A 24,397-nucleotide genomic window follows, 5' to 3' on the forward strand; every position below is an offset into this window, starting at 1 on the left:
TCATCCGCCGCTTTGCGAGTCTAATGGCGGCAAATTTGAAGGATTTGAAATCGATCTTGCAAACGCTATTGCTAAAGAAATTTTCGGCAAAAAAGAGGGCAAAATCGAGTTCATCCCACTAAGCGTAAATGATAGAATTCCATTTTTAGAGGCAAATAAGCTTGATTTGGTGATCGGCCTATTTAGCATCACCAACGAACGAAAAAGAAAAATCGATTTCTCCCTCCCCTACCTCTCCGCAAATTTAGGCGTATTAACGCGCAAAGCCGACGCTTTTACCGATATCGCGCAGCTTCATGATAAAAAGATCGTATTCGAAGGCGACGCGACGGTAGCCGAGAAATTTTTCAAAACCAAGGGATTTAAAAATTTAGGCCATTGCGCTTCGGCTAAGGAATGCTACGAAATGATTCGAAATGGCGATGCGGACGGCTATATAAATGATAATCTCATCGTGCTTGCATATTCCGTCATCGATGATACTTTGGAAGTGCCGTTTAAAAACCTAGGCGCGGCGGAATTCTTAGGCGTCGGCGTGCAAAAAGGCAATCAAAGTCTGCTTGATTTCATCAATGCCGATCTAATCAAGCTAAGCAAAGAGGGCTTTTTCAAAAAGGCTTATGAGGACACTTTCGAGCCATTTTACCGCGGCACTGCGGATAAAAAATACTTCCTGCTAGACGGAATTTATAATATGCTTTAGACCTTAGAATTCTAAGGCGCGGAATTTTGAAATTTTGAAATTCCGCTTCGCACGCGGCGAGTGGAATTCCGCGATCTGCAAATTTTAGAATTTTTGTAGCTACAAAATTTCGTAAAATTCTAAAATTTAAAATTTTATCTCACGCTCGGTTTAAAAATATCTATTCCATTCGGAGCAAAATTCCACGCTATGATAGAATTTTAAAATTTTATGCATGACGGAATTTTAGAATTTTACCCGCACCGAGAATTTTAAAATCCCATGTTGCAACAGAATTTCGTAGTTGAGGGCTTTTGCGCTGCGATAAAATATAAATTTATCGTGCGGTGTAGAATTCCACAGATAAGCGCGATAAAATTTAAAAGGATAAAATTCCGCGTGAGCTAAATTCTGGCCCACGGCAAAAGCCAGTCGTCGCAGATACTATCGCTTAAGCTTTGTGGTCGCATAAATTTACTCAAACGCCTTGTAGTGCGCCTCATCGGCGAATTCTAACATCTCGCGATCGCCCCTGCTGTCGCCGTAAGCGATGATGCGATCGAAAGCCTGCACGTCGTATGCCGCGCGCACGCGGGCGACCTTTTGCGCGCCGTAGCAGTTCTGCCCCTCGATCTCGCCCGTGATGATGCCGCCTTTGCGCCGTATTTTAGTGCCTAAAAGCTCCAATCCCTGCGCGTCGCACCACGGACGTAGCCAATCTTCGAGCGAGGCGGTGACGATGACGACCCTATCGCCCGCGGCTTTGTAGCTTGCGATCTTGTCCATCGCGCTTTGTTTTAGGATATCTTCGATGTGAGTGGTGGAGTATTTTTTGCAAATTTTATCGAATTTATCGGCGCTCATGCCCGAAAAAAAGTAGCCCAAGAGCTTTCTGCGCGTAAAATTATTGCTCGCAAGGCCTAGCTTATATGCCGCTAAAATGGGCGATAGCACCAAAATCCCGCGAAAAAATTTCTTAAATCCGACTACGTAGGCGACGAACTCAAGCAGTGAATCATCTCGCGTGATCGTGCCGTCAAAGTCGAATAAAACAAGATTCATTGCCTCTCCTAGCAAAATTTCAGAAACGTAAATTTTAAAATTTACCTATAAAAAAGGCGTGAAATTTAAAAGCTAAATTTCACGCCGAATTTTAAAATTTCATTTTGAAATTTTATTTTTTCGCCATTCGTCTGCGCGTCGTAGGGTCTAAGTATCGCTTACGCACGCGGATATTTACGGGCGTAACCTCCACAAGCTCATCCTCCTCGATCCACTCCAGCGCGCGCTCTAAATTTAGCGCACGCGGCGGCACGAGTTTGATCGCATCGTCGCTACCGCTGGCGCGGACGTTGGTTAAATTTTTACCCTTGATCGGATTAACGTCCAGATCGTTCGGACGGCTGTGTTCGCCGATAATCATGCCCAGATAAACCTTCGCCTGCGGAGCGATAAAAAGCACGCCGCGATCTTGCAGGTTCCACAGACTGTATCCTAGCGCTACTCCGTTTTCCATACTCACGAGCGCGCCGTTTTGTCGCTTTTCGACCGCGCCGATGAAGGGGCGGAATTCTAAAAAGCTATGGTTCATTACGCCTTCGCCGCGAGTATCGGTCAAAAACTGCGAGCGAAAGCCGATAAGACCGCGCGCCGGGATCTCAAACTCCATACGCGTCTGCCCGTCGCCGGTAGGGTTCATCACCTTCATCTCGGCTTTTTTGCGGCCGAGCTTTTCTATGACTGTACCGGTACAATCATCGGGCGCATCGATGACTAGATGCTCGAAAGGCTCGCATTTGATGCCGTCGATCTCTTTGATGATAACTTCCGGGCGCCCGAGGCAGAACTCAAAGCCCTCGCGGCGCATATTCTCGGCCAAAATCGTGATCTGCAGCTCGCCGCGACCGCTTACTTTAAATTTGCCCTCGCCCGCGTTTTCATAGCGCATCGCGATGTTGGTTTTCATCTCCGCTTCCAAGCGCTCGTCGATCTTATTTGAGGTTACGAATTTACCCTCCGTGCCGGCTAGCGGTCCGTCATTTACGCTGAAAATTACGCTAAGGGTCGGCTCTTCTATATGCAGCGCATCAAGCGGGATTGGATTATTGGGATCTACGATGCTATCGCCTACGTCAAGCGCATCAAAGCCCGCGATCGCTACAATGTCGCCGGTGCCTGCCGCATCGATGTCGGCACGCTCAAGTCCGTTAAAGCCGATGAGTTTTGAAATTCTACCGTTTATATGCGTGCCGTCGGCTTTAGCTAGCATAACGCTTTGGTTTTTGTTTATCGTGCCGTTGAAAATCCTAGCGATACCGATCTTGCCGACGTAGTTGTCGTAATCGAGCGTAAAAACCTGCAGCTGCAGCGGATTATCGTCGCTACCGCTCGGAGTTGGAACGTGAGAGATAATAGTCTCAAAAAGCGGCTTCATATCGGCGCTCTCATCGCTTAGATCGTATTTTGCGTAGCCGTTTTTGGCCGCGGCATAGATGACGGGGAACTCAAGCTGCTCGTCGTTTGCATCAAGCGCTACGAAAAGATCGAAAATTTCATTTACCACGCGGTCCGGATCGGCTGCGGGCTTGTCGATTTTGTTTACGACTACGATAGGTCTGAGCCCTAAAGATAGTGCCTTTTTTACGACAAATTTTGTCTGCGGCATGACGCCTTCTTGCGCATCGACGAGTAAAAGCACGCCGTCTACCATCTTTAGCACGCGCTCGACCTCGCCGCCGAAATCGGCGTGGCCCGGAGTGTCAATGATGTTGATTTTAACGCCGCCGTAGTGGATGGCGGTATTTTTGGATAGTATCGTAATGCCTCGCTCACGCTCGATGTCGTTGCTATCCATCACGCGCTCGCCGACTTCTTGGTGATTACCAAATGTGCCGGACTGTTTTAAAAGCTCATCTACAATAGTGGTCTTGCCGTGATCGACGTGCGCGATAACCGCAATATTTCTGATATTTTCCAAATTTCTCTCCGTTTCTAATTTCAAAAACTAACGATTATACTAAAAAAATTCTTAAGATAAAAATTTACGAATACTCTTTGACTTCGCAGACAAAAAACTCATAAACGCGCTGTTGGATTAGTGCATCCTCGTCATCATCTCCGATCAAACGGCGCAGATGCGAAAAATCGATCTTTTTGATATATTTTTTGTTATTTTTGATATCTCTGTCGATCTCTTTTAGAAGCGAGTCTAAATTTAAGCTTTTATAAGTTTTCGCCTTTAAGATATACTCTTTTACGATAGAAACTAGCACGCCGATGCGCTGCTCGTCGCCCGGATAAATTTCGCCCGCTATATCTTTGATCACGTCGTAATCCTCGTCGGTCTGCTTCTTTTTGGCAAGCAGCATAGCGGCAAAAATTTTGGCTCTAAACTCGATAGAGCGATGATGAGGGATAAAGACCTCGCGAAATACGGATAAAAGATGATTTTTGAAATTCATTTATAACCTTACTTTAAGAAACATTTCCATATAATCCCGTTTGCCCTTTCTTAGACCTGTGCAATGCTTTTTTTAGGCACCGCTTCAGGGTAGGAATACAGCAGAGCACTTAGATCTCGCATGTGCCGCAGCCATCTGGGAAGGGGTTTTATAAATCGATCCTATTAAGTCCGAAATGCTCTTTGAAATCATCGCAAACACTATAAAAATCGACGCCTTCAATTTTCGGCTTGGCTTTGAAAAACTCTAACATCGAATTATACCCGCTAAGCAGCTCCTTACTCTTTACGCCATAGCTTATTGAAATTCCTGCCTCAAAAAATGCCGCTAGCTTGTCACAATACTTAAGCGCCTTGCCGTCGATTGCACGAAATTTATCTTCGTTAAACATCTTTAGGCTACCCTCTGCAAATTTAGGCTCCTTGCCTAGCTCGAAGGTGCGGTTTTCAAACTCGTCTTTTATAAATTTACTGCCCTCTTTACGGATACCCAAAATATAACTGAAATCATCTCGCATATGTTCCGGCACGAATGGTAAAATTTTATCGTCTATTAGCCGCATCTCATATTCGCCGATGATGTCGCTAAGGCCCTTGACGCCGTATTTTACGGGGCTAATGATGTCGCGAGTGAGGCTTTCTGGTAGATCGTGAAATAGCGCGCAGAAAAAATTATACGCCGTGCGCGAGCGGCACGCATCCACCTCAAGCGAGAAAAAGTAACTTAAAATCGCAACTACCAGCATGTGCCCAAGCACCGATGTCTCAGGGATGCGCGGCGTCTGCGCCCAGCGCTTTTGAAAACGAAGTCTGCCGCTAAGATCGACTATGCGGGCAAGTTTTTTATTCATCACGATCTTTCGCACGCCGATAAGCTCGTAATAATCCTCAAGCTCCTCCTCAACCTTAGCTTTTAACTCCTCGATATCGTTTAAAAACTGGCTAGTTTGATAGACGATGTTAAATTCCCACCGCGTAGAGAGGTAACTAGCCGCCTTTAAGATCACCACTTCTTTCTTATGATCCTTGGAATTTAGATATTTTTTAAATCGCTCGAAAAAAGCGCCATTTTGAATAGGCAAAAGATCGCTTTCCAGGACACTTAGAACCCATTCGTTGATCTTTTTTTTCTTGGTTTTTTGGATCTGATGAAAGACGTCCGGGCGAATGTCGGTTACGACGATGCGCGCTAAAAACTCGAAAATCCCCGCTTCTATCACATAGTTGATATCCACATCGCGCTCAAAGCTAGCGATGAAATAAGCGATGATAAATTTATGCGCCTGTTTGTCGAGCTCGACTAGACTTACCATCTTTGGGTAGTCGTTCCAGCGGCTAATGCTTGCGGATTTAAAAATTTGTTCGACTAAATTTGAGCTTATCATCGGTAAATTTGATCCGAGTTTATTTCGATTACGGTGTGGACATTGCCGCGTGGATTAAAATCGCCCGTGATTTTCATAAATTTAGGCTTTAACTTGCTTTGCAACGCGCCGTAAATTTCATTTATGCTATCTTCGTGGCTGATGTAGCGGTTCATAAAGGAATTTATGTAAAGTTTGATCGCTTTAAGTTCGACTACGAGCTTGTCCGGGATATATTCCAAATAGATCGTCGCAAAGTCCGGATAGCCCGAGCGCGGGCAGCGGCAGCAAAACTCGGGCAGGGTAATTTTTATCAGATAATCGCGCTCCTGTTTGTTGGGCCAAACTTCAATCTTTTCTATGTCAAATTTTTCAATTTCCTCTTCGCCGTATCTCACTATGATCTCCTTAAATTCGATATATCATTCGGTTTTTCGACGCAAAATCCTTGAATATAATCGATGCCCATTTTATAAAGCTGCATTTGAAATTCCTCTTTGTCAACGAAACGCATTACGGTTTTAATACCCGATTTAGCGCAGGCCTCATTAATGCCTATGAAGATATTTTTAATCTTTTCATCGTCTAAATTTTTGTTAAATTCTATATCATAAACGATAAAATCCACTTCTAAAAATTTTAAATATTCAAAGCTTGCATTCGAGCCGCCAAACTGCGACAGCGCGAAGCTAAATCCGAGTTCGCGGAATTTAATTAAAATTTCATCAAAGCGCTTAATCTCCGAATAAATAAGCTTTTCGTTAAACTCAAACACGATCTTTTTCGGATCGATTAGATTATTATCGATAAGCTTTAAAATTTCATTGCGAAACTCGTTATTTCGCAGGGTCTGAGGCATGACCTCGATAAAAATTTTAGCGTCGATATCTTTAAAATAGATGATCCTAGAAATCTGCCTCATCATCGAAATATCGTATTTAATATCGTAATGATTTAGAAGCAAAATATCTAAAATTCTACTTTTTGTAATCTTTTCGCCGCTTCTTAGATCAAGCTTCGGAATTAAATTTATATGAGATTTTACCCCATTTTTATCCGCGACGTGCTGATATTTAAAGCTAAAATTTTCACTATCGATCGCTTCCATTACGTCGGCGGAAAACACGTCTATTAATACTTTCTCTACGTCAATAGCCTTCTCGCCGTGCTCTTCGTCGTCCAGGTGATTTATCTTATAAAATAGCGCATTTACAATATTATGTAGATTGCGATCATAGGAGCTTGGAAGCATCGTAAATTCGCTTTTTATCTCTACATTTTTGATCGTTTGACTTGAAATTTTATGCTCAAACATCCGCAAAATATGGCTTAAATTTGTAGCTTTTGATTCTACGCCGAATACAAAGTAGCCATTTATAAAGCGCCCGATCGGAAGGTCCTTAAAACCTTGCTCCGCCATAAAATTTGAAAGCTCCTTACAATACTCGTATAAAATTTCATCGCCGTTTTTATATCCGTATCGATCGTTTATGTCAATAATATTTTTAATTCGTAAAAGAACAATATTTATTTGACGATTTTTGGCTATATCGTTGCTTAAAATTTTCTCGATCTCCTCGCGCACGAATACGTGAGTAACGGGATCAATCAGCGTTTTTTGAAAGCCGAAATAAATTTGATAGATGACATAATAAACATAGCAGGTTAAAAGTATCAAAAACAAAATTACGTCATCAAATTTAAACTCGCCGTTTCGAAACAAAATAATTCCAAAAACAATCAAAACGCAGGTAAATGGCACAGAAATTTTAAGTGCCGTTATGAAACGATTTTCGCGCTCTTTGGTCTCACTAAATAGCATCTAAACGTCCAAATGTTTTACATCTTTTGCATGGTCTTGGATATAGTTTCGACGCGGCTCGACCTCGTCACCCATGAAAAGATTAAAGGTATCGCTAGCACTCTGCGCATCGGCGATATTTATTTTTAATAATCTTCGATTTTCAGGGCTCATAGTGGTTTCCCAAAGCTGCTCCGGATTCATCTCTCCAAGACCTTTATAGCGCTGAATATAAGCGCCTTTTTTCGAGCTTTTTTCGATTTCATCTAAAATTTCAATAAAATCCTTTCCAAAATTTACATCCCGATCTTTGATCTTTGAATAAATTCTGATTGCTTCTTCAAAGATATAATTGCCGAATAAATTCTCATCTATCACGAGCTGTTCTAGACCGCTTGGCGTCTGAACGTAAATTCTAATCCCTTCATCATTTACATAGGAATTTAAGATATTAAATCCTTCACTCTCAAGACGCGGTTTTAAAATTTTAAATAGCTCTTCATAACCAAGGCTACGCGCTTCGTCGTTTTCTATCAAAAATCTGATCGCGCTAAGCACGCTGAAGCGCTTTTTGAGCTCATTTAGAAGCGAGCGGTAGTTTGAGACTATTTTTAGATAATCGATCAGATCCTCGTTGCCGATGCCTTCAAACTCGCCCATATCGATGCCAGTTTCGATCAAAAACTCGCTAAGCGCCTTTTCGTCTTTCAGATAAATCTCTTTTTTGCCCTTTTTGTATCTAAAAAGTGGTGGCTGTGCCAGATAAACATAGCCGTTTTCTACGATAGGGCGCAAAAATCTAAAGAAAAAGGTTAAAAGCAGAGTCTGGATGTGGCTACCGTCGACGTCTGCGTCTGTCATAATGATGATTTTGTGATAGCGGAGCTTTTCTTCGTTAAATTCCTCGCCGATACCGCAGCCAAAGGCCGTGATCATATTTTTAATCTCTTCGGATTGCAAAATTCTATCCAGGCGCGCCTTTTCTACGTTTAAAATTTTACCTCTAAGCGGCAGGATCGCTTGAAACACGCGGTCTCTTCCCTGCTTCGCCGAACCGCCCGCACTATCACCCTCGACTAAATAAATTTCGCTGATGCTTGCATCCTTACTTTGACAATCGGCTAGCTTTCCGGGAAGGGTGCCGACGGAATTTATATTGTCTTTTTTGCGCGTTAGATCACGTGCTTTCTTCGCCGCTTCGCGACCGCGCGCGGCTAAAAGAGCCTTATTCATAATGGCGCGCGCTTCGATCGGATTTTCTTCAAAATACTTGCTAAGCACCTCAAACGCCATCTTTTGCACGATCGGTTTAACATAGCTGGAGCCCAGCTTACCTTTAGTCTGCCCCTCAAACTGTGGCTCAGGAACCTTTACGCTAATTACCGCGATAAGTCCCTCGCGAACGTCGTCGCCGGTGATCTTCGTGTCCTTTTCGCGTGCAGCCGCATTTGCCGCGACGTAATTTGTTATCGCGCGCGTAAGACCCGCTCTAAAACCCGCCTCGTGCGTACCGCCGTCCGGAGTTTTGATATTATTTACGAAGCTTAATAAATTTTCGCTATACGTTTCGTTATACATCAGTGCAAAATCTACCATAATATCATCCGCACTATCGCTAAACGATACGGCTTTGGATATAGCTGGCGCTTTATTCATATCGTTTACAAAGCTTTCTAAGCCGCCTTCGAAGTGAAAGTGCTCGTCCCTGCCCGTGCGATTATCTTTAAAATTTATCGTAATTTTTGGATTTAGATACGCTAGCTCGCGAAATCTCTTCGATAAAATTTCATCATCAAATTCTAAAATTTCAAAAATTTCGCCGTCGGGCCAAAACTCGATCGTAGTACCCGTGCGATTAGTAGTTTTTATCTTTTCAAGCTCGGTAGTAGGAATTCCTTTGGCAAATTCTTGTCTATAAATATTTCCATCCCGTTTGATCGTAGCAACGAGCTTTTTTGAGAGCGCATTTACAACGCTAACGCCCACGCCGTGCAGACCACCGGAGACTTTATAAGTGTCTTTGTCAAATTTACCGCCTGCGTGAAGCACGGTCAGAACCACCGTCGCGGCAGGAATTTTTTCGGTCGGATGCATATCGACGGGAATTCCACGACCGTTATCACTAACGATACAGCTTCCTTCGCTCGTAATCTCAATATCGATCGTGTCGCAGTACCCAGCCATCGCCTCATCGATCGAATTATCCACGACTTCGTAGATCATATGGTGAAGTCCGCCGATATTGGTGTCTCCGATATACATACCGGGGCGCTTCCTAACGGCCTCAAGACCCTTTAAAACTTTAATATTACTAGCGCCGTAATTTTGCTTCATAATTTTCCTTTAAATATTATTTATCGGCATGACGACCGTTTTTAGACCATCCGCGCTAAGCACGAACGCCGTATCGGAGCTATTAAAATTTAGCTCAAAAATTTCACTCTCGATATTACTTAAAAAATCAAGTAGAAATCGGTTTTTAACGCCGAAGACTATCTCGCTGTTTATCTCGATTGCCGCTTCAATTTCGGTTTTTGCCTCAGAATTATCCTCGTTGATACTCTCAAAAACCATTCCGTCCTTTTTAATGGTAACCTTCATCTCCTCGCACATTGCGTTTATCGCTCGCACGCCGCTTACCATCTTATCGCGCGGAATTGAAATTTTATACGCCGTATCGCTTGGGATCACGCGCTCGTAGTTCGGAAATTTGCCGTTTATAAGTTTCGTAAAAAACTCAAAATTTTCGCTCACAGCTAGTAGCACGTTTTCGTCGTAGTAAATTTTAATTTTGTCAGAAAATAGCTTTTGAATTTCTCCTATCGCCTTTTTAGGGATTAAAATTTTAGTATCGAGCTCGCCAGCTTTTGATTGAGTGATCAGCTTATAAACGCTAAGTCGCTTAGTATCGGTTCCGACTAAATTTAAAAAGCCCTCTTTTACGTCGATCAAAGCTCCGTTTAGCTCATATTTTGGATTGTTCGTATCTATCGACGGATAGATCTTTTTAAGGCTTCTTCCTAAAATTCCAGCGTTTACGTCAAAGCTGTTTTTACCCTCTACCGTAGGAAAGCTTGGAAAATCCCTCGTCTCAAACATCGGAAGCTTGTATTTGGATTTTTTTTGCTTAACAAATAGCGCTCCGTTAACGGTTTCTAAAGTTACGTTATCGTCGCTTAAGCCTTTAATAACGCTAAGAAGTTTGCCTCCGTTTGCCGTAGCTTCTCCATCTGTTTCTATCGAGACATTTTGTAGATTGTAGCTCAAACCGATTTCATGATCGGTAGCTTTTATACTAAAAATTCCATCTTTAGCGCTCATTAAAAGATGCGAAGTTATTGAACTTAGATCTTTTTTATCAAGATAGGAGCTGGTATTGGAAACTATCTCTTCTAAAAGTTTTTTAGTGATTAACACTTTCATATTTTTATCCTTTTAAATTTTTATCGTTGTAGTAGTTGGCAAGTGGTTTTTGTGAAAAACTTATCCTAAAGCTTGTCTTTAGGTAGTTTATCCAGTGAGTAAGTAGCTTTGTTTTATTCACTTTCATTCACCCTTTTTGCTTTATTTTTATAAAGTTTAAATTTCATTCTTATCCTTTTTGGTTATTTTGTTTTTTAGTTCTTCGATCTTTATTTTTAACATCTCGTCGGTTTGAATGAGTTCGTTGATTTTTTTGATATTTTTGCTGATGGCGCTGTGATCTTTTAGATTAAAAAATGCGGCGATTTTTGGCATTGAGTTTTGAGTTAACTGTTTGGTTAGATATATGCAAATTTGGCGCGCTTCGACGACGTTTTTAGCTCGCGTTTTGCTCTTTAGCTCGCTAGGTTTTACGTTCAGTTCTTTTGAGATCACCTCTATGACGTGTTCGAGGCTCACGCTTGAATATTTTTGGTGAATTTGATCTTGTAGAGTACTTTTGGTAAATTCCAGCGTAATCTTTGTGCGAAGTATTGACGAGTAAGCGTTTAGTTTGTTGATCGCGCCTTCGATTTCTCGGATATTATCCCCCATATTTGCAGCGATATATTCTACGACGTCGTGTGGAATTCTAACGCGATTTTCTTCACTCTTCTTATTGATAATAGCAATTTTAGTTTCTAGATCCGGCGGAGTTATGTTTGCTATTATGCCGCTTTCAAATCGCGTTGTGAGGCGACTTTCAAAGCCTTTTAGGAATTTTGGTGGTAGGTCGTTGGTTAGCACGATTTGGCAGTTTTTGTCTTTTAGCTCGTTAAACGTATAAAAAAGCTCCTCCTGAGCCTTATCGCGTCCGATTAAAAACTGAATATCATCGATGAGTAAAACGTCGCAGTTGCGGTATTTTTGTTTAAATTTATCGATCGAGTTGTTTTTAAGGTTAAAGACGAAATCATTAGCAAACTGCTCGCTGGTGACGCAGATGACGGTTTTACCCTTTTTGATGCAGTAATTTCCAATCGATTGAAGCAGGTGAGTTTTTCCTAGCCCGCTAGGTCCATAGATAAAGAGCGGATTAAAGCGGATTCCTGGCTCTTTTGCGACGGATACCGAACACTCGAAGGCAAATTTATTTGAATCGCCGATGATGAAATTTTCAAAATTATAATTTTCACTTAAAATCGTGCTCTTAGGCTTTTCGGAGATGATTTTTACCTTTTCTTTCGGCGAAATTTTAGCCTTTGAGGTGATCTTGACGATCACGTCGTTAAGCCCAAACTGTTTTTTGATAAGCTCTTTTATTTTAGTGCCGTATTTTGTCTGAGCGTATTTGGCGATAAACTCGTTAGTTGCGTTGTAGATGAAAAATTCCGGTGTCGAGTTTTTATCGTTGAATTTCAAATTTTTAATGTATCTAGAGTATTCGGTAGGTAAAATTTCCTTCTCTAAATTCGATAAAATTTCTTGTGCTTGCGACGTTGCCATAAAATTCCCTTACAAATTAGATTAAGATTTTAGCTAAATTTCGCTAAATTTGTGGTAAATTTAAGTTTATTCACTTGTGATTAAGCCGTGAATAAGCGCGAAAGGTGGCTATGAAAATTTTAGGAATCGATCCGGGAACTAGAAATTTAGGCTATGCGATTCTGGAAAAGGATGTGAATAAAATCACTCTCATAGAGGCGGGACTTGTGAAAATGAAGGCCGAAAACGTACAATTTCAAATGACGCAGATGAGTGAGGCGATCGATCAAATTTTTAGCGCTCATAAGATTGATGAGGTCGCGATAGAATCAATGTTTTACGCCTACAACCCACAGTCTGTTTTAAAGCTCGCTCAGTTTCGCGGCGCGCTGGCTCTTAAAATTTTACAAATTTTTGGAAATTTTGCCGAATATACGCCGCTTCAGGTAAAAAAATCCGTCACGGGCAAGGCAAAGGCGGCGAAGGAGCAAGTTGCGTTCATGGTGAAGCGGATCTTGAGGATTAATAAGGAGATTAAGCCGCTTGACATCACCGATGCCATAGCTATCGCGCTTACGCATGCAAATGTTATGCGCTTAGCGCCTAAATAGGAGGGTTTATATGAAAATCGCTATTTTGCAAATGGACGTGAAAATGGCTCAAAATTTTGCAGATTGTGAGCAAAATTTTATTCGCGCGCGCGAGCTGATAGACCGCGCGTTTAAAAAAGGCGCGGACGTAGCGGTCCTGCCCGAGGCATTTAATACGGGCTTTAATACGGCTAAATTTAAAGAGCTAGCTGATACGAACGCTACTCATACAAAAAAATTTTTAAACGAAATTTCTCGAAAAAGCGGCGCTGTTTTGATTGGCGGAGCGATAAATTCTAGGCAAGATAAAATTTATAATTCCGCTTTCGTCTATCAAAACGGAGCCGAAATTTTACGCTACGACAAGATCCACGCCTTCTCGCTTGCTCGCGAAAACGAGATCGTAAGCGGCGGAGATAAGCTAGGCATTTGCGAGATAAAATTTCAAAATCGCGCGGTTAAAATCGGCGTCGCGATCTGCTACGATCTGCGCTTTTGTGAAATTTTTCGCGCCTTAGCGCTTCGCGGCGCGCAGATTGTTTTTGTGATCGCACAGTTTGCGCAAAGTCGCATAGAGCATTTTATCACGCTCACTAAGGCCCGCGCGATCGAAAATCAAATTTTTATCTGCGCGGTAAACGGCTGCGGCGATACGGGGCAGGGCGAGAGTTTCGGCGGAAATTCCATGCTGATCGGTCCCGGCGGCGAGATCGTCGCGCGCCTAGGCAAAAAAGAGGCCGTGAAGATTGCTCAAGCGGATTTAGATGAAATTTTAAAATTTCGCGCTAAAATAGATCTTTTAAAAGATATGAAACCTGAAATTTATAAGGAGTTTTGATGAAAACTTTAGTATTTGTGATCGATATGCTAAACGGCTTCGTAAAATTCGGTGCGATGGCCGATTCCAGCATAGCAAAGATCGCTCCTGCGGTGATTAGGCAGATAGAGGCGGCGAAAAACGTGCATTTCATCTGCGACGCTCACGCCGAGCGGGATTTGGAGATGAAGCGCTATCCGATCCACTGTCTAGTTGGCTCGCCCGAATCGGAGGTGATCGAGGAGCTCGCGCCCTACGTAAGCGAGCAAAACGTCACTTTTAAGCGTAGCACGAACGGCTTTCATAATTTAGATAAGAAAATTCTGGGCGGCTTCGATCGCTTTGTGATTACGGGCTGTTGCACCGACATCTGCGTGATGCAGTTTGCGCTTAGCCTGCGCACCTATCTCAACGAAACTGGCGCCGATAAGGACGTCATCGTTCCGCGAGGTGCGGTAGCTACGTACGACGCACCGAACCATGAGCACGGCTACTACGACGAATGCGCGCTAAGCTTAATGCAAAATGCGGGAATTTTGGTAATTTAAGCTGCGCTTGGATCAGACAGAATTTTAAGTTAAATTTTCTAGATTATAAATTTTAAAATTTAGAGCCGTTCTTAAAATTTTGAAATTTTTTGAGCGGTAGAATTTTGAAATTTTGTGTTGCTCGTAAAATTTTAAAATTTTAATCTTTTTATGGAATTTAGCTTTGTTTTACCGCGACTGTTTTTGCGACGAAAAATCCAACTACCCCGGAAATTATCGAGCCTAAAAATACCGCGAGCTTGTCTGTGTAATGATACATATCGCTGCCGCCGTATGCGAGGCCATCGACGAAAAGCGCCATCGTAAAGCCGATACCACAGATAATTGCCACGGCGTAAAGCTGTGGCCAGCCTGCGTTTTCGGGCATGTAGGCGATTTTGGCTTTGATTAAGATCCAGCTGAAGGCAAAAATTCCGATCTGTTTACCGAAAAATAGTCCGAGCATAATGCCCATCGGTACCGGACCGAAAAGGAAGCTAGGACTGATGCCTGCTAGCGAAACGCCTGCGTTTGTAAAGGCAAAGATCGGCAAGATGAAGAAATTTACGGGGTAGGCTAAGCCATGTTCCATATCCTTTAACATCGAGCCGGAGCGGGTCTTAAGCGGGATACAAAAGCCCGCAAGCACTCCTGCGATAGTCGCGTGGATACCAGAGTTTAGTACCATTACCCACAGCACGACGGCTACGATGATAAACGGAAGCTTTTTATCGACGCCAAGTCTGCTCATCGCTAGCATTATTGTGACACAGGCAGCTGCGCCGCCTAGATAAATTGCGTTTATGGTTGAGGAATAAAACAAAGCGATGATTAAAATTGCACACAAATCGTCCATTATCGCAAGCGTCAAAACAAAAATTTTAAGGCTAGCCGGGATTTTTTTGCCCAAAAGTGCCATAACGCCCACGGCAAAGGCTATATCTGTCGCCGTAGGGATTGCCCAGCCCTTCATCGCGACGGCATCGCCCCAGTTGATGATCGAAAATATGATCGCAGGCATCATTACTCCGCCCAGAGCCGCGAAGCTAGGAAGTAAAATTTGAGAGAAATGGCGCAGCTGCCCTTCGATTTTTTCGCGCTTAAGCTCAAGTCCAATGGCAAAGAAAAATATCGCCATAAACACGTCGTTTACTAAAAAATGCATCGATTCGTCAAGTTTCGCAGAACCCACACCTATGGTGAAGCTTAGATGTAAAAATGCCTCATAGTATTTAGATAAAAAGTCCACATTTTGAGCTATGATCGCAAAAACCGCGGATAGAAGTAATATAACGCCGGCGCTACTTTCGCTTGATAAAATTTTCTTAATGATATGTTGCACATGCTTCCTTTAAAATTTTGCTCTAATTTTATGCAAATTTTAATTAAATTTTTATCAAAACGGGCTAGTTGCTCGGTAAATTCGGCATTATTAGCATTGCATAAAGTATTATAAACATTATGATCGTAGGGCCTTCGTTGATCGCACGGAAGTATTTTCCGCTTCTGTGGCACTCGTTTTTTTCAAATTTATACATATAATAATACAGCCACAAATGATAACAGATTAGCAAAACTCCGGCTAGCAACTTTAGATGAAAATATCCCAGCTTCATAAGCCCCGGATTTAAAACGATAAGCATCACGCCGCTAAAAACCGTCACTGCCATCGCTATCCAGCCGATCGCGTGATAGAGCATCCGCTCCATTTTTTTAACGACCTTTACGAAGTCAGGCTTGTCTAAATTTTCAGCATGATAGACATATAGGCGCGGCATATAAAATAGCATCGCCATCCATGAAATAAAGCCCGCAAAATGGACAAATTTAAACCAAAAATAACTCATTTTAGCCTCCTTAATCTCTCATTAAAATTTCTTTTCGCGCTTCGAATTCCTCTTTGGAAATCGCGCCTTTTTGATACAGCTCATAAAGCGCATCGACTTTTTTTAGACGCCCCTCGTAGTCGTCCTCCTCCGTCTCGCTTGCAAAAGCATTTAAATCTTCCACCCAAATTCCTACGAAAAATATATCCAGCAAAATCCAAATTCCCCAAATCGCCCAAAACAAAAAGCCCACTAAAAACCATAGTGTAAAACTTCCCAGCCAAAATAGCGCGATTTGAGCAAATCCGCTGATAAATTTGCCGCAATAAATTCTATGCAGTCCGCCGCCGATCGGCATAGCTGCGATCCACGAAAACGCACCTAAAAACCAAAGCGCGTAAGCGATATAATTATTTCTCTTCATTTTTCTCCTTTTTTGCGGTGCGTAAGCCCTGAAAAATAAAAATCACGACGGCCAGATCTATCATCACGTCGGCGAAATTAAACACCGCAAACTCAAACCACTTATGCCACGCGACGTAATCGACCACGCCGCCGCGAATGAAGCGATCGAGCAGGTTTGAACACCCTCCCGCGAGCATCAGCGCAAACGGCGCCCAGTGCTCGCAAAAAAGCTTTTTATGACAAAATACATACGCCGCAAGCGCCGAGATCAGCGCGATCTGGATAAATTTTAAATTTTCACCCAAAAAGGCAAACATCGAAAACGCAACGCCGCGGTTAAGCGTAAGCTCTAGCGAAAAAAACTCCCCCTGCCACGAAAAGCCGTTTAAAAACAGAAGTTTGATCGCTTGATCGATTGCAAAAATAACCGCGAAAAGCAGGATAAATTTAATACAGGTCTTAGCCATCTCGCAGCCTAAATTTAAATATGTAAAGCCTGCATTTTTTATCCGCGCCTTTTGTACCGAGCCATGAGCTTGTCGCGCCGTAAAATTTCACCGCAACGCTACTCATTTAGGGCTTTGGCAAAAAATTTCTCGACCTCGTCCATTCGCTTTTGCAGCAGCTTTTCGTTTTTGCCCTCGATTAAGAGGCGGATAACGTTTTCGGTGCCGGAGTAGCGAAAGAGCGAGCGGATCTTGTCCGCTTTAAGGCTTGCTTCAAGTTCCTTTAGCCCTTTTAATTTTTCAAGCGGTTTTTTATCCGAAATTTTTAAATTCTTTAAAATTTGCGGATAGGGCTTAATCATCCCCGAAAATTCGCTTGCCTTCTTTTTCATATCCAACATGCAAGCGGCGAATTGTAGCGCGCTTGCGATGCCGTCGCCCGTTTTGGCGTAATCGCCGAAGATTACGTGCCCGCTCTGCTCGCCACCAAAATTTGCGCCTAGTTCGTGCATCGTCTCAAGTACAAATTTATCGCCTACATTGCAGCGATGAAGCGCGATGTCGTGTTTAGCTAAAAAATCCTCCAGCGCAGAATTACTCATCACTGTGGCTACCATTTTATTGCCTGCTAAGCGATTTTTTCCTTTCAAATAGACTGCTAAAATTCCAAGTAGCGCGTCGCCGTGGATGATCTCGCCGTTTTCATCCACGACTACGAGCCTATCGGCATCCCCGTCGAAAGCAAAGCCCACGTCGGCGCGTAATCTTTTGACCTCCGAGGCTAAATTTTGCGGGCTTAACGCGCCGCAAGCATCATTAATATTTTTGCCGTTAGGTTCGTCGCCGATGACGATAGTTTCGGCTCCCAGCTCATTAAATACGGTAGGTGCGACCTTGTAGCTTGCTCCGTTTGCGCAATCAAGCACCACGCGAAGCCCGTGCAGCGTCTTTTGCTTCGGGAAGGAATTTTTAATATGCACGATGTATCTGCCGATGACGTCGTCCACGCGCTTTGCGGCGCCGATTTGCATCATTTTGGTGCGCGCCTCGGCAATGAGTTCGTCGCTGAAATAAATTTTTTCGATTTGAGCTTCCTCTTTTTCGTCGAGTTTGAAGCCCTCGCTGTTGAAAAATTTAATGCCGTTGTCGTAGTATGGATTGTGACTTGCGCTTATCATGATGCCTGCGTCGCAGCGCATATCCTCCGTAAGAAAGGCAATCGCAGGAGTAGGCATCGGTCCGATCTGACGGACGTTGTAGCCCACCGAAGTAAGACCTGCTACGATCGCTGTTTCTATCATATAGCCGCTTCTGCGGGTATCTTTGCCGACTAAAATCATATTCGTAACGGAATTTTTCCTAAAATAAATTCCCGCTGCCATCGCTACGCGCATCGCAAGCTCGGCGGTCAAAAATTCTCCCGCTTTGCCTCGTACGCCGTCCGTTCCGAAAAGTTTCATTATCAAATCCTTGTATAAAAATCGGCAAATTTTACCAGAAAAAGTTTAATCTTAATAAATTCGAGCTATTTTAAATTTCACTTAAATTAAGCGTCGATTAAATATTTTTTACGTATAATCGCAGGTTCAAATTTAACCGAAAGGGACGTTATGGCAAATCACAAATCCGCCGAAAAACGCGCGAGACAAACCATAAAAAGAACGGAGCGAAATAGATTTTATCGCACCAGAGTAAAAAATATCACAAAAGCCGTAAGAGAGGCGGTCGAGAGCAAGGATCTAGACGCAGCGACTCAGGCTCTAAAAACGGCTAACGAAAGCTTTCACAGCTTCGTAAGCAGGGGTTTTTTGAAAAAACAGACCGCGAGCAGAAAAGTAAGCCGCCTAGCCAAACTTGTAAATTCTTTAAAAACCGCCGCGTAAGCGCCCCTTACGCATAAAATTTAAATGCTAGCCGATAAACTAAAGCCTTTTTTGGATCGCTATGACGAGCTTTCGCGCATGCTTAGCGATCCCGCAGTTACTGCAGATATCGCTAATATGACGGCGCTATCTAAGGAGCAGCGCAATATCGAGCCAATCAAAGAAGCGGCTAGCGAGTATCTTAAAATTTTAAATCAGATCGAAGAAAACAAAGCCCTGCTAAGCGATGCCGATCTCGGTGAGCTAGCCAAAGAGGAGCTTAAAAACTTAGAGACGCAAAAACCGCAGCTCGAAGAAAAAATCAAAATTTTACTACTTCCGAAAGATCCCAACGACGATAAAAATATCTTCCTTGAGATCCGCGCCGGTACAGGCGGCGACGAAGCGGCGCTGTTTGCGGGCGATCTACTCGGCGCGTATCTGCGCTACGCCGATCTTCGCGGATATAAATGCGAGATCGTAAGCACCAGCGAAGGCAGTGTCGGCGGCTACAAAGAAGCTATCTTGCTCGTAAAGGGCGCGGGAGCGTATTCGCGGCTGAAATTTGAAGGCGGCACCCACCGCGTGCAGCGCGTCCCAGAAACAGAGAGTCAGGGCAGGGTACATACCTCCGCAATCACCGTCGCCGTTATGCCCGAGATCGAGGATAGCGAGATACAGATCAATCCAAACGACCTTCGCATCGACGTTATGCGCAGCTCCGGCCACGGCGGGCAGTCTGTAAATACCACCGATAGCGCCGTTCGCATCACTCACATCCCGACCGGCTTAGTCGTCACCAACCAAGACGGCAAGGATCAGCACAAAAACAAAGAGGCGGCGATGAAGGTGCTAAAGGCGCGCCTTTACGATATGCAGGAGCAGGAGCGCTTAGAGAAAGAGCGCAAAGATCGTAAGGATCAGGTAGGCACCGGCGACCGCTCGGGGCGAATTCGTACCTACAACTATCCGCAAAACCGCATCAGCGACCACCGCATAAATTTAACTCTCTACCGCCTAGACGCGATCATGGCGGGCGGTTTGTTCGACGAGATCATCGATCCGCTCATCGCGCACTCTCAAGCCGAAGCGATCGCAAACGCGGGCTATTAAGCCTTTTAAAATTTAGACCTTACACCCGCCTGCTTTACCAAATTTTGCCTCGATCAAAAGCACCAAGATGAAGAAAATTTTTTCGTCGTTAAACTTCGCAAGCTCGCGCAGGCCTTGATCTGCGCTTACAAGCTTGATGCCGTTTGATTTCAAAATCGTAGCGAGCTCGTCCGGCTCAAAGCCCATTTTACCAGCGATTTCTCTGATATTATAGTGCTCGATCGCGCCGATGATGCGATCCATATTACAAAAGCCGGGATTTTTGCGCCTTAAGACCACGTCCAAAAACTCGCCCCAGAGCTTTGCGAGTTTCTTTCGCCTCGTGATCAGATGCAAGATCGCGACGCCAAGCAGGCCAAATCCTGCAATCTTATGCAGGCTCATCCACGTCTCGTCATATTCGCCGCGCGCAAAGTAGGCGCCCGAAAAGCCCAAAATGCAAAGCGCGCAACCTAGCAGCACGATGAGCGCAAATTTATAAACAATCCCCGCCTTAAGCATCAAATCTCCTTGTCTCGTTTTTAAAATTTAGCGGCTTAGACGTAGCGCCCGTGAACGCTACGGCGGCGCTACGTCCCGTTGGTCGTCGCTATCGTACGCCGTCCTCGGCATTGTTACGCTGCCCGCACCGCTGCTTGCCTATACGCTCCGCGGGTCGCCATCATCGTATCGCGGCGTTTGCGCTACTTGTGCTGCGCTTTACCTACATACATATCCTGTCGATCGCGGTTGCCATATTGCGGCATTTTATGCTGTCGTCGCCGTAATCACGCCGCGCCGCCTTGTGCTACCGATCCGCCGTCACGGCCGTGCTGCTCGCTTCGATCGTAGCGCCGTTACGATGATATTTGCCCGAGCGAAGGTCATGTCATACGGCACCGAGTAGGTACGTATCGCCGCTCCGCTTCTCGACTACGGCGTGCCGTCTGCGCTGCCGATGTGTTGCGCGCCATCCAACGCGCTACCGATTTATCGCTACGCCTGCACATCGCGCCGCTGACGTAGCCTTCTCATTTGGCGCGCTGCTACGTTACAGATCGCCACGCGACTTAAAATTTTATCGAGACGCCCATTATTGAGCAGACTATCTCGCGTTTAAATTTTATCGACTTAAATTTCCGTACAGAACCGCGATCGCGCACTGCCGACCGACTTCCGAGCTACTCGTTACGCCGTAAATACTTACCTACGACGGTGCTATGCCGCCGACTGCGTGCGAGCGCCTAACCGCGCGGGCGCTAATTACCCGCGTATCCGAGCGCCTCGGCTAAATTTTATCGCCGCTCAATATAAACGAGTAATTTTAATAAATCTGGATTTAAAAAGATATGAATTTAAAGGCGAAATCCCTGCGGCGGCTGAAATTTAAACGATAAAATTTAAAGCTCTATCGTCCGCTCGAATATGTCCTCAAGCCCCGTTTGATGCACGATCGCTAGCATGCCTAGCCTCGGCAGATCCGCGCGCAGACCAAGTAGCAGCTCGCGTGCCGAGGCGGGATCTAGCGCGGACGTGATCTCGTCTGCAAAAACAAAGCTCGGCTTGTGGTAATGAATACGTGCGAAACTAAGCCGCTGCGCCTCTCCGCCGCTTAAAATTTTAACGTAATCGGCGCGCGAGTTTAGCATGCGAGCAAATTTCTCAAGTCCTACGCTGCGTAAAATTTCTAAAAATTCCGCATCGTCTTTGCGCGGCGGCTGCGGATAAGCGATAAGCTCTTTTAGGCTAAGCGGCGCCAGATAGGGCTTTTGCGGGATAAACATCACTCCCGTGTGCGGCAGACTGATCTCGCCGCGGCCGTATCTCCAAAGACCCGCCGCGTAGCGCAGAGCCGTGTTTTTGCCCGCACCGCTCTTGCCTCGCAGCATTATAAACTGCGCAGGCGCAAGCTCGAAGCGTAGATCCTCGATCAGCGGCTCGCCCGCAGGCGTGAAGACCGACAAGCCCTCGCAACGAGCGGAATTTTCGTCGCTTTGTTTGACGCAAGCACGCAGATTTGCGCTCTCGCCGTCCATGCGCGAGATGAACTCATAGATCCTCTGCACGCTCGCCGCCCACTCCATGATCTGTTTGTAATAGTCCATGAACCACGCAAATCCGTCCTGTACGCTGTAAAACGCCGAGCGCGCCTGCATCATGTCGCCAAAGCTCATCGCGCGCGACAAATACAGCGGCAAGCAGGCAAAGATCGGGATCAAATTCGTGATTTTTAGGTAGCTTGCCGAAAAGCACTCGAGGCGAAATTCCGTATTCATGATGCTGCGCCAATTTCTCATGATCTCGCCGAAACTCGCGCGGAAGCGGCTGCGCTCGGCATCCTCTCCGCGCATAAAGGCTACGGCTTCTGCGTTTTCGCGCACGAGTAGCAGATCCGAGCGGTAGTCGGCTTCGGCGCGCTGCTTAGCAAAATTTAACCCCCTAAGCCTACGCCCGATGAGATGCGTAATCAGCGAACAAAGCAGCGTATAAAGGAGCGCGACGTAGAGCAAAAAGCCTTCGATCTCAAAGCGCATGCCGAAAATTTCAAATTTCAGTACCTTCGAGACCTGCCACAAGATCGCAACGAAGGCGATGAGCTTAGCTAGATTATAGACGAGCGACTTTACGAGATCGACGCTTTTTTGCACAAGTAGCAGGCTGTCCTCGGCGATACGCTGATCGGGGTTGTCTAGCTTTGCGATCGTTTTTGAAATTTCACGATCTGCGCGAGTTTTAGATGAAATTTCATTCTCGCTTGCGCCGCTTTGCCCTGCCGCATTTTGCTCCGCCGCACTCGGTAAAATTTCAAGCCCCTTTCCGTCTCTATGCAAAGCCGCGCTGTCCGCCTCGGCTGTGGAACACTCTGCACGCTCGTTTAAATTTTCATCTAAATTTATGTCGCCAGGTTTTTCTAAATTTGATCCGCCTGTGGCGCTAAAATTTCCATCAAGGCTCGTGCGGTAGAAGTTTGCGTTATGTAGCCATTTGCGCTCCATCATCGCGCTTAGCCGCTCGCGCCAGACGATTACGAGCAGTTTGCGAAGCCAGCTGCCGCAGACGATGAAAAGCACGATGAGCGCCGTGTAGAGCAAAAACTCGCCCACGAGCGCGGGAATGAGCTCGCCTTTAAGTTCGCTTAGCGCGTCGTAAAAGCGCTTATCCCACGCGTTCATCAGCACGCTGATTTTGATGATAGCGAGGCTAAAACCAAGCGCGAGCAGCAGCAGCGCCCACAGCTTCGCCGCGCCTTTGCCAAACCAGTGCGGACGTAGAATTTCAAAAAATTGCTTTAGCGTTTTCAAATTTTCTCTTTAAATTTTAAAATTTAGCGCCGGTTACAGAGAAATTCCGCGGGATTAAATTTAATCCCGCAGGCTCGCGAGCGGATTTTATGCTCGCAAGTCTGCGCGTTTAATTCGCTTGGAATTTCGCGAGATTAAATTTATCGCCCGCATCGCCTGCGATCGCTCGCGCTAATCAATCTCTAATCGACCAAATCGCGAGTTAAATTTTAATCCCGCAGCTTCGTTCAAATTTTACCCGCCTCACTACGTGCTACTTGCGACAAAGCCTAGTCTCGCGCCTCTGCGCTCGCTTCATCCGCGCCCTTATGAAGCGCGGAATTTATCCGCGACCGCGTGCGAGGGAGTTTATCCAAGTTCGCATAAGCGCAAAATTTCATCCGCACCTAATATGTATAATTAAGCGTCAGCATAAAATTCCGCGGCTCGCCGTAGTAGTTGTTATGGCCCGCGACGCGATTTTGTGTATTTTGAAAATACTTCTTATCCGTGATGTTTTTGACCGCAAAATTTACGCTAAAGTGCTTGTCGAAATGATAGCCGACGTTCGCATCCCACAGCGCGTAAGCCTTCTGCGGCGCGGCGTAGTACGCAACGTTTTCGCGATATATCGAAGCGGTTTTGCTCTGATAGCGCACGCCCGTACCCAGGGCGATCTTACGATTTTCGCCGAGCGGGATTTCATAGTTCGTGTAGAACTTAAACAGATGCTTCGGAATGTAGCGTTTGGCGTTTGCGCCCTTTCTATAATCGACCGCCGCGGAGGTTCTTTCGGTCTTTAAATAGACGCTGCGGTTGAAAGTATATCCCGCGAATAATTTCCAATTCTCAGTGAGCGAGCCTTGCAGCTCGGCATCCACGCCGCGGCTTCGCACCTTGCCCTCGGCGATAGAGTAGTTCGTATTAAGAGGATCGCTCATCGCCCTATTTTTCTGAATGATCTGAAATAGCGCGACATTCGTATTAAGCGCGCCGTCAAAAAATTCTCCCTTCACACCGGTTTCTAAATTATAGCCGACGACGGGATCTAAAATTTTACCGTCCTTGTCGCGCGCGGCTTGCGGCTTAAAAATTTCGGCATAGCTTGCGTACCACGAAAAATTATCCGCAAAGTCCCAGACTACCCCCGCATACGGCGTGAAATCCGATTTGCTCGGGCTCGCTCTATGCGAAGCCGTACCGCGCAAAATATTATAATAATACCTGCTGTAGGTTACCTTCGAAAAGCGTCCGCCGAGCAAAAAGTGAAAATCGTCGGTTAAGTTTAATCTAGTCCCGAGCGAGATCGCGCGCTGCTTTATGGTAGTGGAGCTTCTGTCTTTAAATGTAGCGGCAC

General features: G+C 45.0%; 23 protein-coding genes, 1 other RNA gene and 1 pseudogene. 8 read left to right on the forward strand and 17 right to left on the reverse strand.

The features are described 5' to 3' along the window. Both Q0277_RS08465 and Q0277_RS08470 read left to right on the forward strand, forming a co-directional pair. Window positions 1–703 (forward strand): transporter substrate-binding domain-containing protein (locus Q0277_RS08465; protein ID WP_297997240.1); only part of this gene is annotated, 703 nt, incomplete at its 5' end. Between the two features lie 261 nt (window positions 704–964). Beyond that, window positions 965–1,090: a hypothetical protein gene (locus Q0277_RS08470; RefSeq protein WP_297997242.1), complete on the forward strand. Its 126-nt coding sequence runs from the start codon at window positions 965–967 to the stop codon at window positions 1,088–1,090. A 66-nt stretch (window positions 1,091–1,156) separates the two neighbouring features. Here the strand turns inward: Q0277_RS08470 and Q0277_RS08475 are convergent, their stop codons facing one another. The 3 genes from Q0277_RS08475 to Q0277_RS08485 form a co-directional block, all read right to left on the reverse strand. After that, complete coding sequence (locus Q0277_RS08475; protein ID WP_297997244.1) at window positions 1,157–1,744, reverse strand: HAD-IB family hydrolase; 588 nt, start codon at window positions 1,742–1,744, stop codon at window positions 1,157–1,159. A 112-nt stretch (window positions 1,745–1,856) separates the two neighbouring features. Further along, window positions 1,857–3,659: a translational GTPase TypA gene (typA, locus tag Q0277_RS08480; protein WP_297881680.1), complete on the reverse strand. Its 1,803-nt coding sequence runs from the start codon at window positions 3,657–3,659 to the stop codon at window positions 1,857–1,859. A 64-nt stretch (window positions 3,660–3,723) separates the two neighbouring features. Next, the gene (locus tag Q0277_RS08485; RefSeq protein WP_297901478.1) at window positions 3,724–4,143 is read right to left on the reverse strand and encodes a hypothetical protein; all 420 of its coding nucleotides are present in this window, start codon (window positions 4,141–4,143) and stop codon (window positions 3,724–3,726) included. 47 nt (window positions 4,144–4,190) lie between these two features. Between Q0277_RS08485 and ffs the strand changes: the two genes are divergently transcribed. Next, window positions 4,191–4,288, forward strand: an RNA gene (ffs, locus tag Q0277_RS08490) — signal recognition particle sRNA small type. Window positions 4,289–4,291: 3 nt separating this feature from the next. On the opposite strand, the gene Q0277_RS08495 is transcribed toward ffs, so the two are convergent. From Q0277_RS08495 to dnaA, 6 genes and pseudogenes are all read right to left on the reverse strand, one after another. Then, window positions 4,292–5,527 carry an HD domain-containing protein gene (locus Q0277_RS08495; protein ID WP_297997246.1) on the reverse strand — a complete coding sequence of 412 codons (1,236 nt, stop codon included), beginning with the start codon at window positions 5,525–5,527 and terminating at the stop codon, window positions 4,292–4,294. Continuing rightward, a pseudogene (gene queF / locus Q0277_RS08500) lies at window positions 5,527–5,925 on the reverse strand (preQ(1) synthase); the annotation flags it as partial. The pseudogene queF and the gene Q0277_RS08495, both read right to left, overlap by 1 nt. Continuing rightward, the gene (locus Q0277_RS08505) at window positions 5,904–7,328 is read right to left on the reverse strand and encodes an EAL domain-containing protein (protein ID WP_297997249.1); all 1,425 of its coding nucleotides are present in this window, start codon (window positions 7,326–7,328) and stop codon (window positions 5,904–5,906) included. The pseudogene queF and the gene Q0277_RS08505, both read right to left, overlap by 22 nt. After that, window positions 7,329–9,641: a DNA topoisomerase (ATP-hydrolyzing) subunit B gene (gyrB, locus tag Q0277_RS08510; protein ID WP_297997252.1), complete on the reverse strand. Its 2,313-nt coding sequence runs from the start codon at window positions 9,639–9,641 to the stop codon at window positions 7,329–7,331. Window positions 9,642–9,650: 9 nt separating this feature from the next. Further along, window positions 9,651–10,730: a DNA polymerase III subunit beta gene (gene dnaN, locus Q0277_RS08515; RefSeq protein ID WP_297997253.1), complete on the reverse strand. Its 1,080-nt coding sequence runs from the start codon at window positions 10,728–10,730 to the stop codon at window positions 9,651–9,653. Between the two features lie 156 nt (window positions 10,731–10,886). Further along, complete coding sequence (dnaA, locus tag Q0277_RS08520) at window positions 10,887–12,215, reverse strand: chromosomal replication initiator protein DnaA (RefSeq protein ID WP_297997255.1); 1,329 nt, start codon at window positions 12,213–12,215, stop codon at window positions 10,887–10,889. Between the two features lie 110 nt (window positions 12,216–12,325). On the opposite strand from dnaA, the gene ruvC reads away from it, so the two are divergent. Genes ruvC through Q0277_RS08535 form a run of 3 tightly spaced genes read left to right on the forward strand, consistent with a single transcriptional unit; the run spans window position 12,326 to window position 14,149 of the window. Beyond that, window positions 12,326–12,805, forward strand: a complete 480-nt coding sequence (gene ruvC, locus Q0277_RS08525) for a crossover junction endodeoxyribonuclease RuvC (protein WP_297997257.1) — start codon at window positions 12,326–12,328, stop codon at window positions 12,803–12,805. Window positions 12,806–12,815: 10 nt separating this feature from the next. After that, window positions 12,816–13,622: a nitrilase-related carbon-nitrogen hydrolase gene (locus Q0277_RS08530; protein ID WP_297997258.1), complete on the forward strand. Its 807-nt coding sequence runs from the start codon at window positions 12,816–12,818 to the stop codon at window positions 13,620–13,622. After that, a complete protein-coding gene (locus Q0277_RS08535; RefSeq protein WP_297997261.1) occupies window positions 13,622–14,149 on the forward strand; it encodes an isochorismatase family cysteine hydrolase in 528 nt (175 codons plus the stop codon). Before Q0277_RS08530 ends, Q0277_RS08535 begins: the two co-directional genes overlap by 1 nt. A 157-nt stretch (window positions 14,150–14,306) precedes the next feature. Here Q0277_RS08535 and nhaA read toward each other — a convergent pair whose 3' ends face one another. From nhaA to glmM, 5 genes are all read right to left on the reverse strand, one after another. Next, window positions 14,307–15,470, reverse strand: coding sequence for a Na+/H+ antiporter NhaA (gene nhaA / locus Q0277_RS08540; protein WP_297997262.1), 1,164 nt, complete (start codon window positions 15,468–15,470; stop codon window positions 14,307–14,309). Between the two features lie 64 nt (window positions 15,471–15,534). Beyond that, on the reverse strand, window positions 15,535–15,975 hold the full coding sequence (locus tag Q0277_RS08545; protein ID WP_297997264.1) for a CopD family protein: 441 nt from the start codon (window positions 15,973–15,975) through the stop codon (window positions 15,535–15,537). A gap of 10 nt (window positions 15,976–15,985) precedes the next feature. Then, window positions 15,986–16,378 (reverse strand): SHOCT domain-containing protein, encoded by a 393-nt coding sequence (locus Q0277_RS08550; protein WP_177386934.1) that lies wholly within the window; start codon window positions 16,376–16,378, stop codon window positions 15,986–15,988. Beyond that, window positions 16,365–16,826, reverse strand: a complete 462-nt coding sequence (gene lspA / locus Q0277_RS08555; RefSeq protein WP_297997267.1) for a signal peptidase II — start codon at window positions 16,824–16,826, stop codon at window positions 16,365–16,367. The genes Q0277_RS08550 and lspA overlap by 14 nt, the downstream gene beginning before the upstream one ends. 98 nt (window positions 16,827–16,924) lie before the next feature. Beyond that, window positions 16,925–18,265 carry a phosphoglucosamine mutase gene (gene glmM, locus Q0277_RS08560; protein WP_297964222.1) on the reverse strand — a complete coding sequence of 447 codons (1,341 nt, stop codon included), beginning with the start codon at window positions 18,263–18,265 and terminating at the stop codon, window positions 16,925–16,927. Between the two features lie 150 nt (window positions 18,266–18,415). Between glmM and rpsT the strand changes: the two genes are divergently transcribed. Beyond that, window positions 18,416–18,688 (forward strand): 30S ribosomal protein S20, encoded by a 273-nt coding sequence (gene rpsT / locus Q0277_RS08565; protein ID WP_291938896.1) that lies wholly within the window; start codon window positions 18,416–18,418, stop codon window positions 18,686–18,688. A 24-nt stretch (window positions 18,689–18,712) separates the two neighbouring features. Then, a complete protein-coding gene (prfA, locus tag Q0277_RS08570) occupies window positions 18,713–19,780 on the forward strand; it encodes a peptide chain release factor 1 (RefSeq protein ID WP_297997269.1) in 1,068 nt (355 codons plus the stop codon). A 12-nt stretch (window positions 19,781–19,792) separates the two neighbouring features. On the opposite strand, the gene Q0277_RS08575 is transcribed toward prfA, so the two are convergent. The 3 genes from Q0277_RS08575 to Q0277_RS08585 all read right to left on the reverse strand — a co-directional run. Beyond that, complete coding sequence (locus Q0277_RS08575; protein WP_297997271.1) at window positions 19,793–20,281, reverse strand: chemotaxis protein; 489 nt, start codon at window positions 20,279–20,281, stop codon at window positions 19,793–19,795. 878 nt (window positions 20,282–21,159) lie between these two features. Further along, on the reverse strand, window positions 21,160–23,061 hold the full coding sequence (locus tag Q0277_RS08580) for an ABC transporter ATP-binding protein/permease (protein ID WP_297997272.1): 1,902 nt from the start codon (window positions 23,059–23,061) through the stop codon (window positions 21,160–21,162). 386 nt (window positions 23,062–23,447) lie between these two features. Further along, window positions 23,448–24,397: TonB-dependent receptor (locus Q0277_RS08585; RefSeq protein ID WP_297997274.1), on the reverse strand; the 950-nt coding region annotated here is incomplete at its 5' end.

Source organism: uncultured Campylobacter sp., assembly GCF_938030815.1.
GTDB lineage: Bacteria > Campylobacterota > Campylobacteria > Campylobacterales > Campylobacteraceae > Campylobacter_B.

Coding starts and splice junctions, on each gene's coding strand:
- Q0277_RS08470 (WP_297997242.1), top strand. CDS start 965: ATGTTGCAACAGAATTTCGTAGTTGAGGGCTTTTGCGCTGCGATAAAA.
- Q0277_RS08475 (WP_297997244.1), bottom strand. CDS start 1,744: ATGAATCTTGTTTTATTCGACTTTGACGGCACGATCACGCGAGATGAT.
- Q0277_RS08485 (WP_297901478.1), bottom strand. CDS start 4,143: ATGAATTTCAAAAATCATCTTTTATCCGTATTTCGCGAGGTCTTTATC.
- Q0277_RS08495 (WP_297997246.1), bottom strand. CDS start 5,527: ATGATAAGCTCAAATTTAGTCGAACAAATTTTTAAATCCGCAAGCATT.
- Q0277_RS08505 (WP_297997249.1), bottom strand. CDS start 7,328: ATGCTATTTAGTGAGACCAAAGAGCGCGAAAATCGTTTCATAACGGCA.
- gyrB (WP_297997252.1), bottom strand. CDS start 9,641: ATGAAGCAAAATTACGGCGCTAGTAATATTAAAGTTTTAAAGGGTCTT.
- dnaN (WP_297997253.1), bottom strand. CDS start 10,730: ATGAAAGTGTTAATCACTAAAAAACTTTTAGAAGAGATAGTTTCCAAT.
- dnaA (WP_297997255.1), bottom strand. CDS start 12,215: ATGGCAACGTCGCAAGCACAAGAAATTTTATCGAATTTAGAGAAGGAA.
- ruvC (WP_297997257.1), top strand. CDS start 12,326: ATGAAAATTTTAGGAATCGATCCGGGAACTAGAAATTTAGGCTATGCG.
- Q0277_RS08530 (WP_297997258.1), top strand. CDS start 12,816: ATGAAAATCGCTATTTTGCAAATGGACGTGAAAATGGCTCAAAATTTT.
- Q0277_RS08535 (WP_297997261.1), top strand. CDS start 13,622: ATGAAAACTTTAGTATTTGTGATCGATATGCTAAACGGCTTCGTAAAA.
- Q0277_RS08545 (WP_297997264.1), bottom strand. CDS start 15,975: ATGAGTTATTTTTGGTTTAAATTTGTCCATTTTGCGGGCTTTATTTCA.
- Q0277_RS08550 (WP_177386934.1), bottom strand. CDS start 16,378: ATGAAGAGAAATAATTATATCGCTTACGCGCTTTGGTTTTTAGGTGCG.
- lspA (WP_297997267.1), bottom strand. CDS start 16,826: ATGGCTAAGACCTGTATTAAATTTATCCTGCTTTTCGCGGTTATTTTT.
- glmM (WP_297964222.1), bottom strand. CDS start 18,265: ATGAAACTTTTCGGAACGGACGGCGTACGAGGCAAAGCGGGAGAATTT.
- rpsT (WP_291938896.1), top strand. CDS start 18,416: ATGGCAAATCACAAATCCGCCGAAAAACGCGCGAGACAAACCATAAAA.
- prfA (WP_297997269.1), top strand. CDS start 18,713: ATGCTAGCCGATAAACTAAAGCCTTTTTTGGATCGCTATGACGAGCTT.
- Q0277_RS08575 (WP_297997271.1), bottom strand. CDS start 20,281: ATGCTTAAGGCGGGGATTGTTTATAAATTTGCGCTCATCGTGCTGCTA.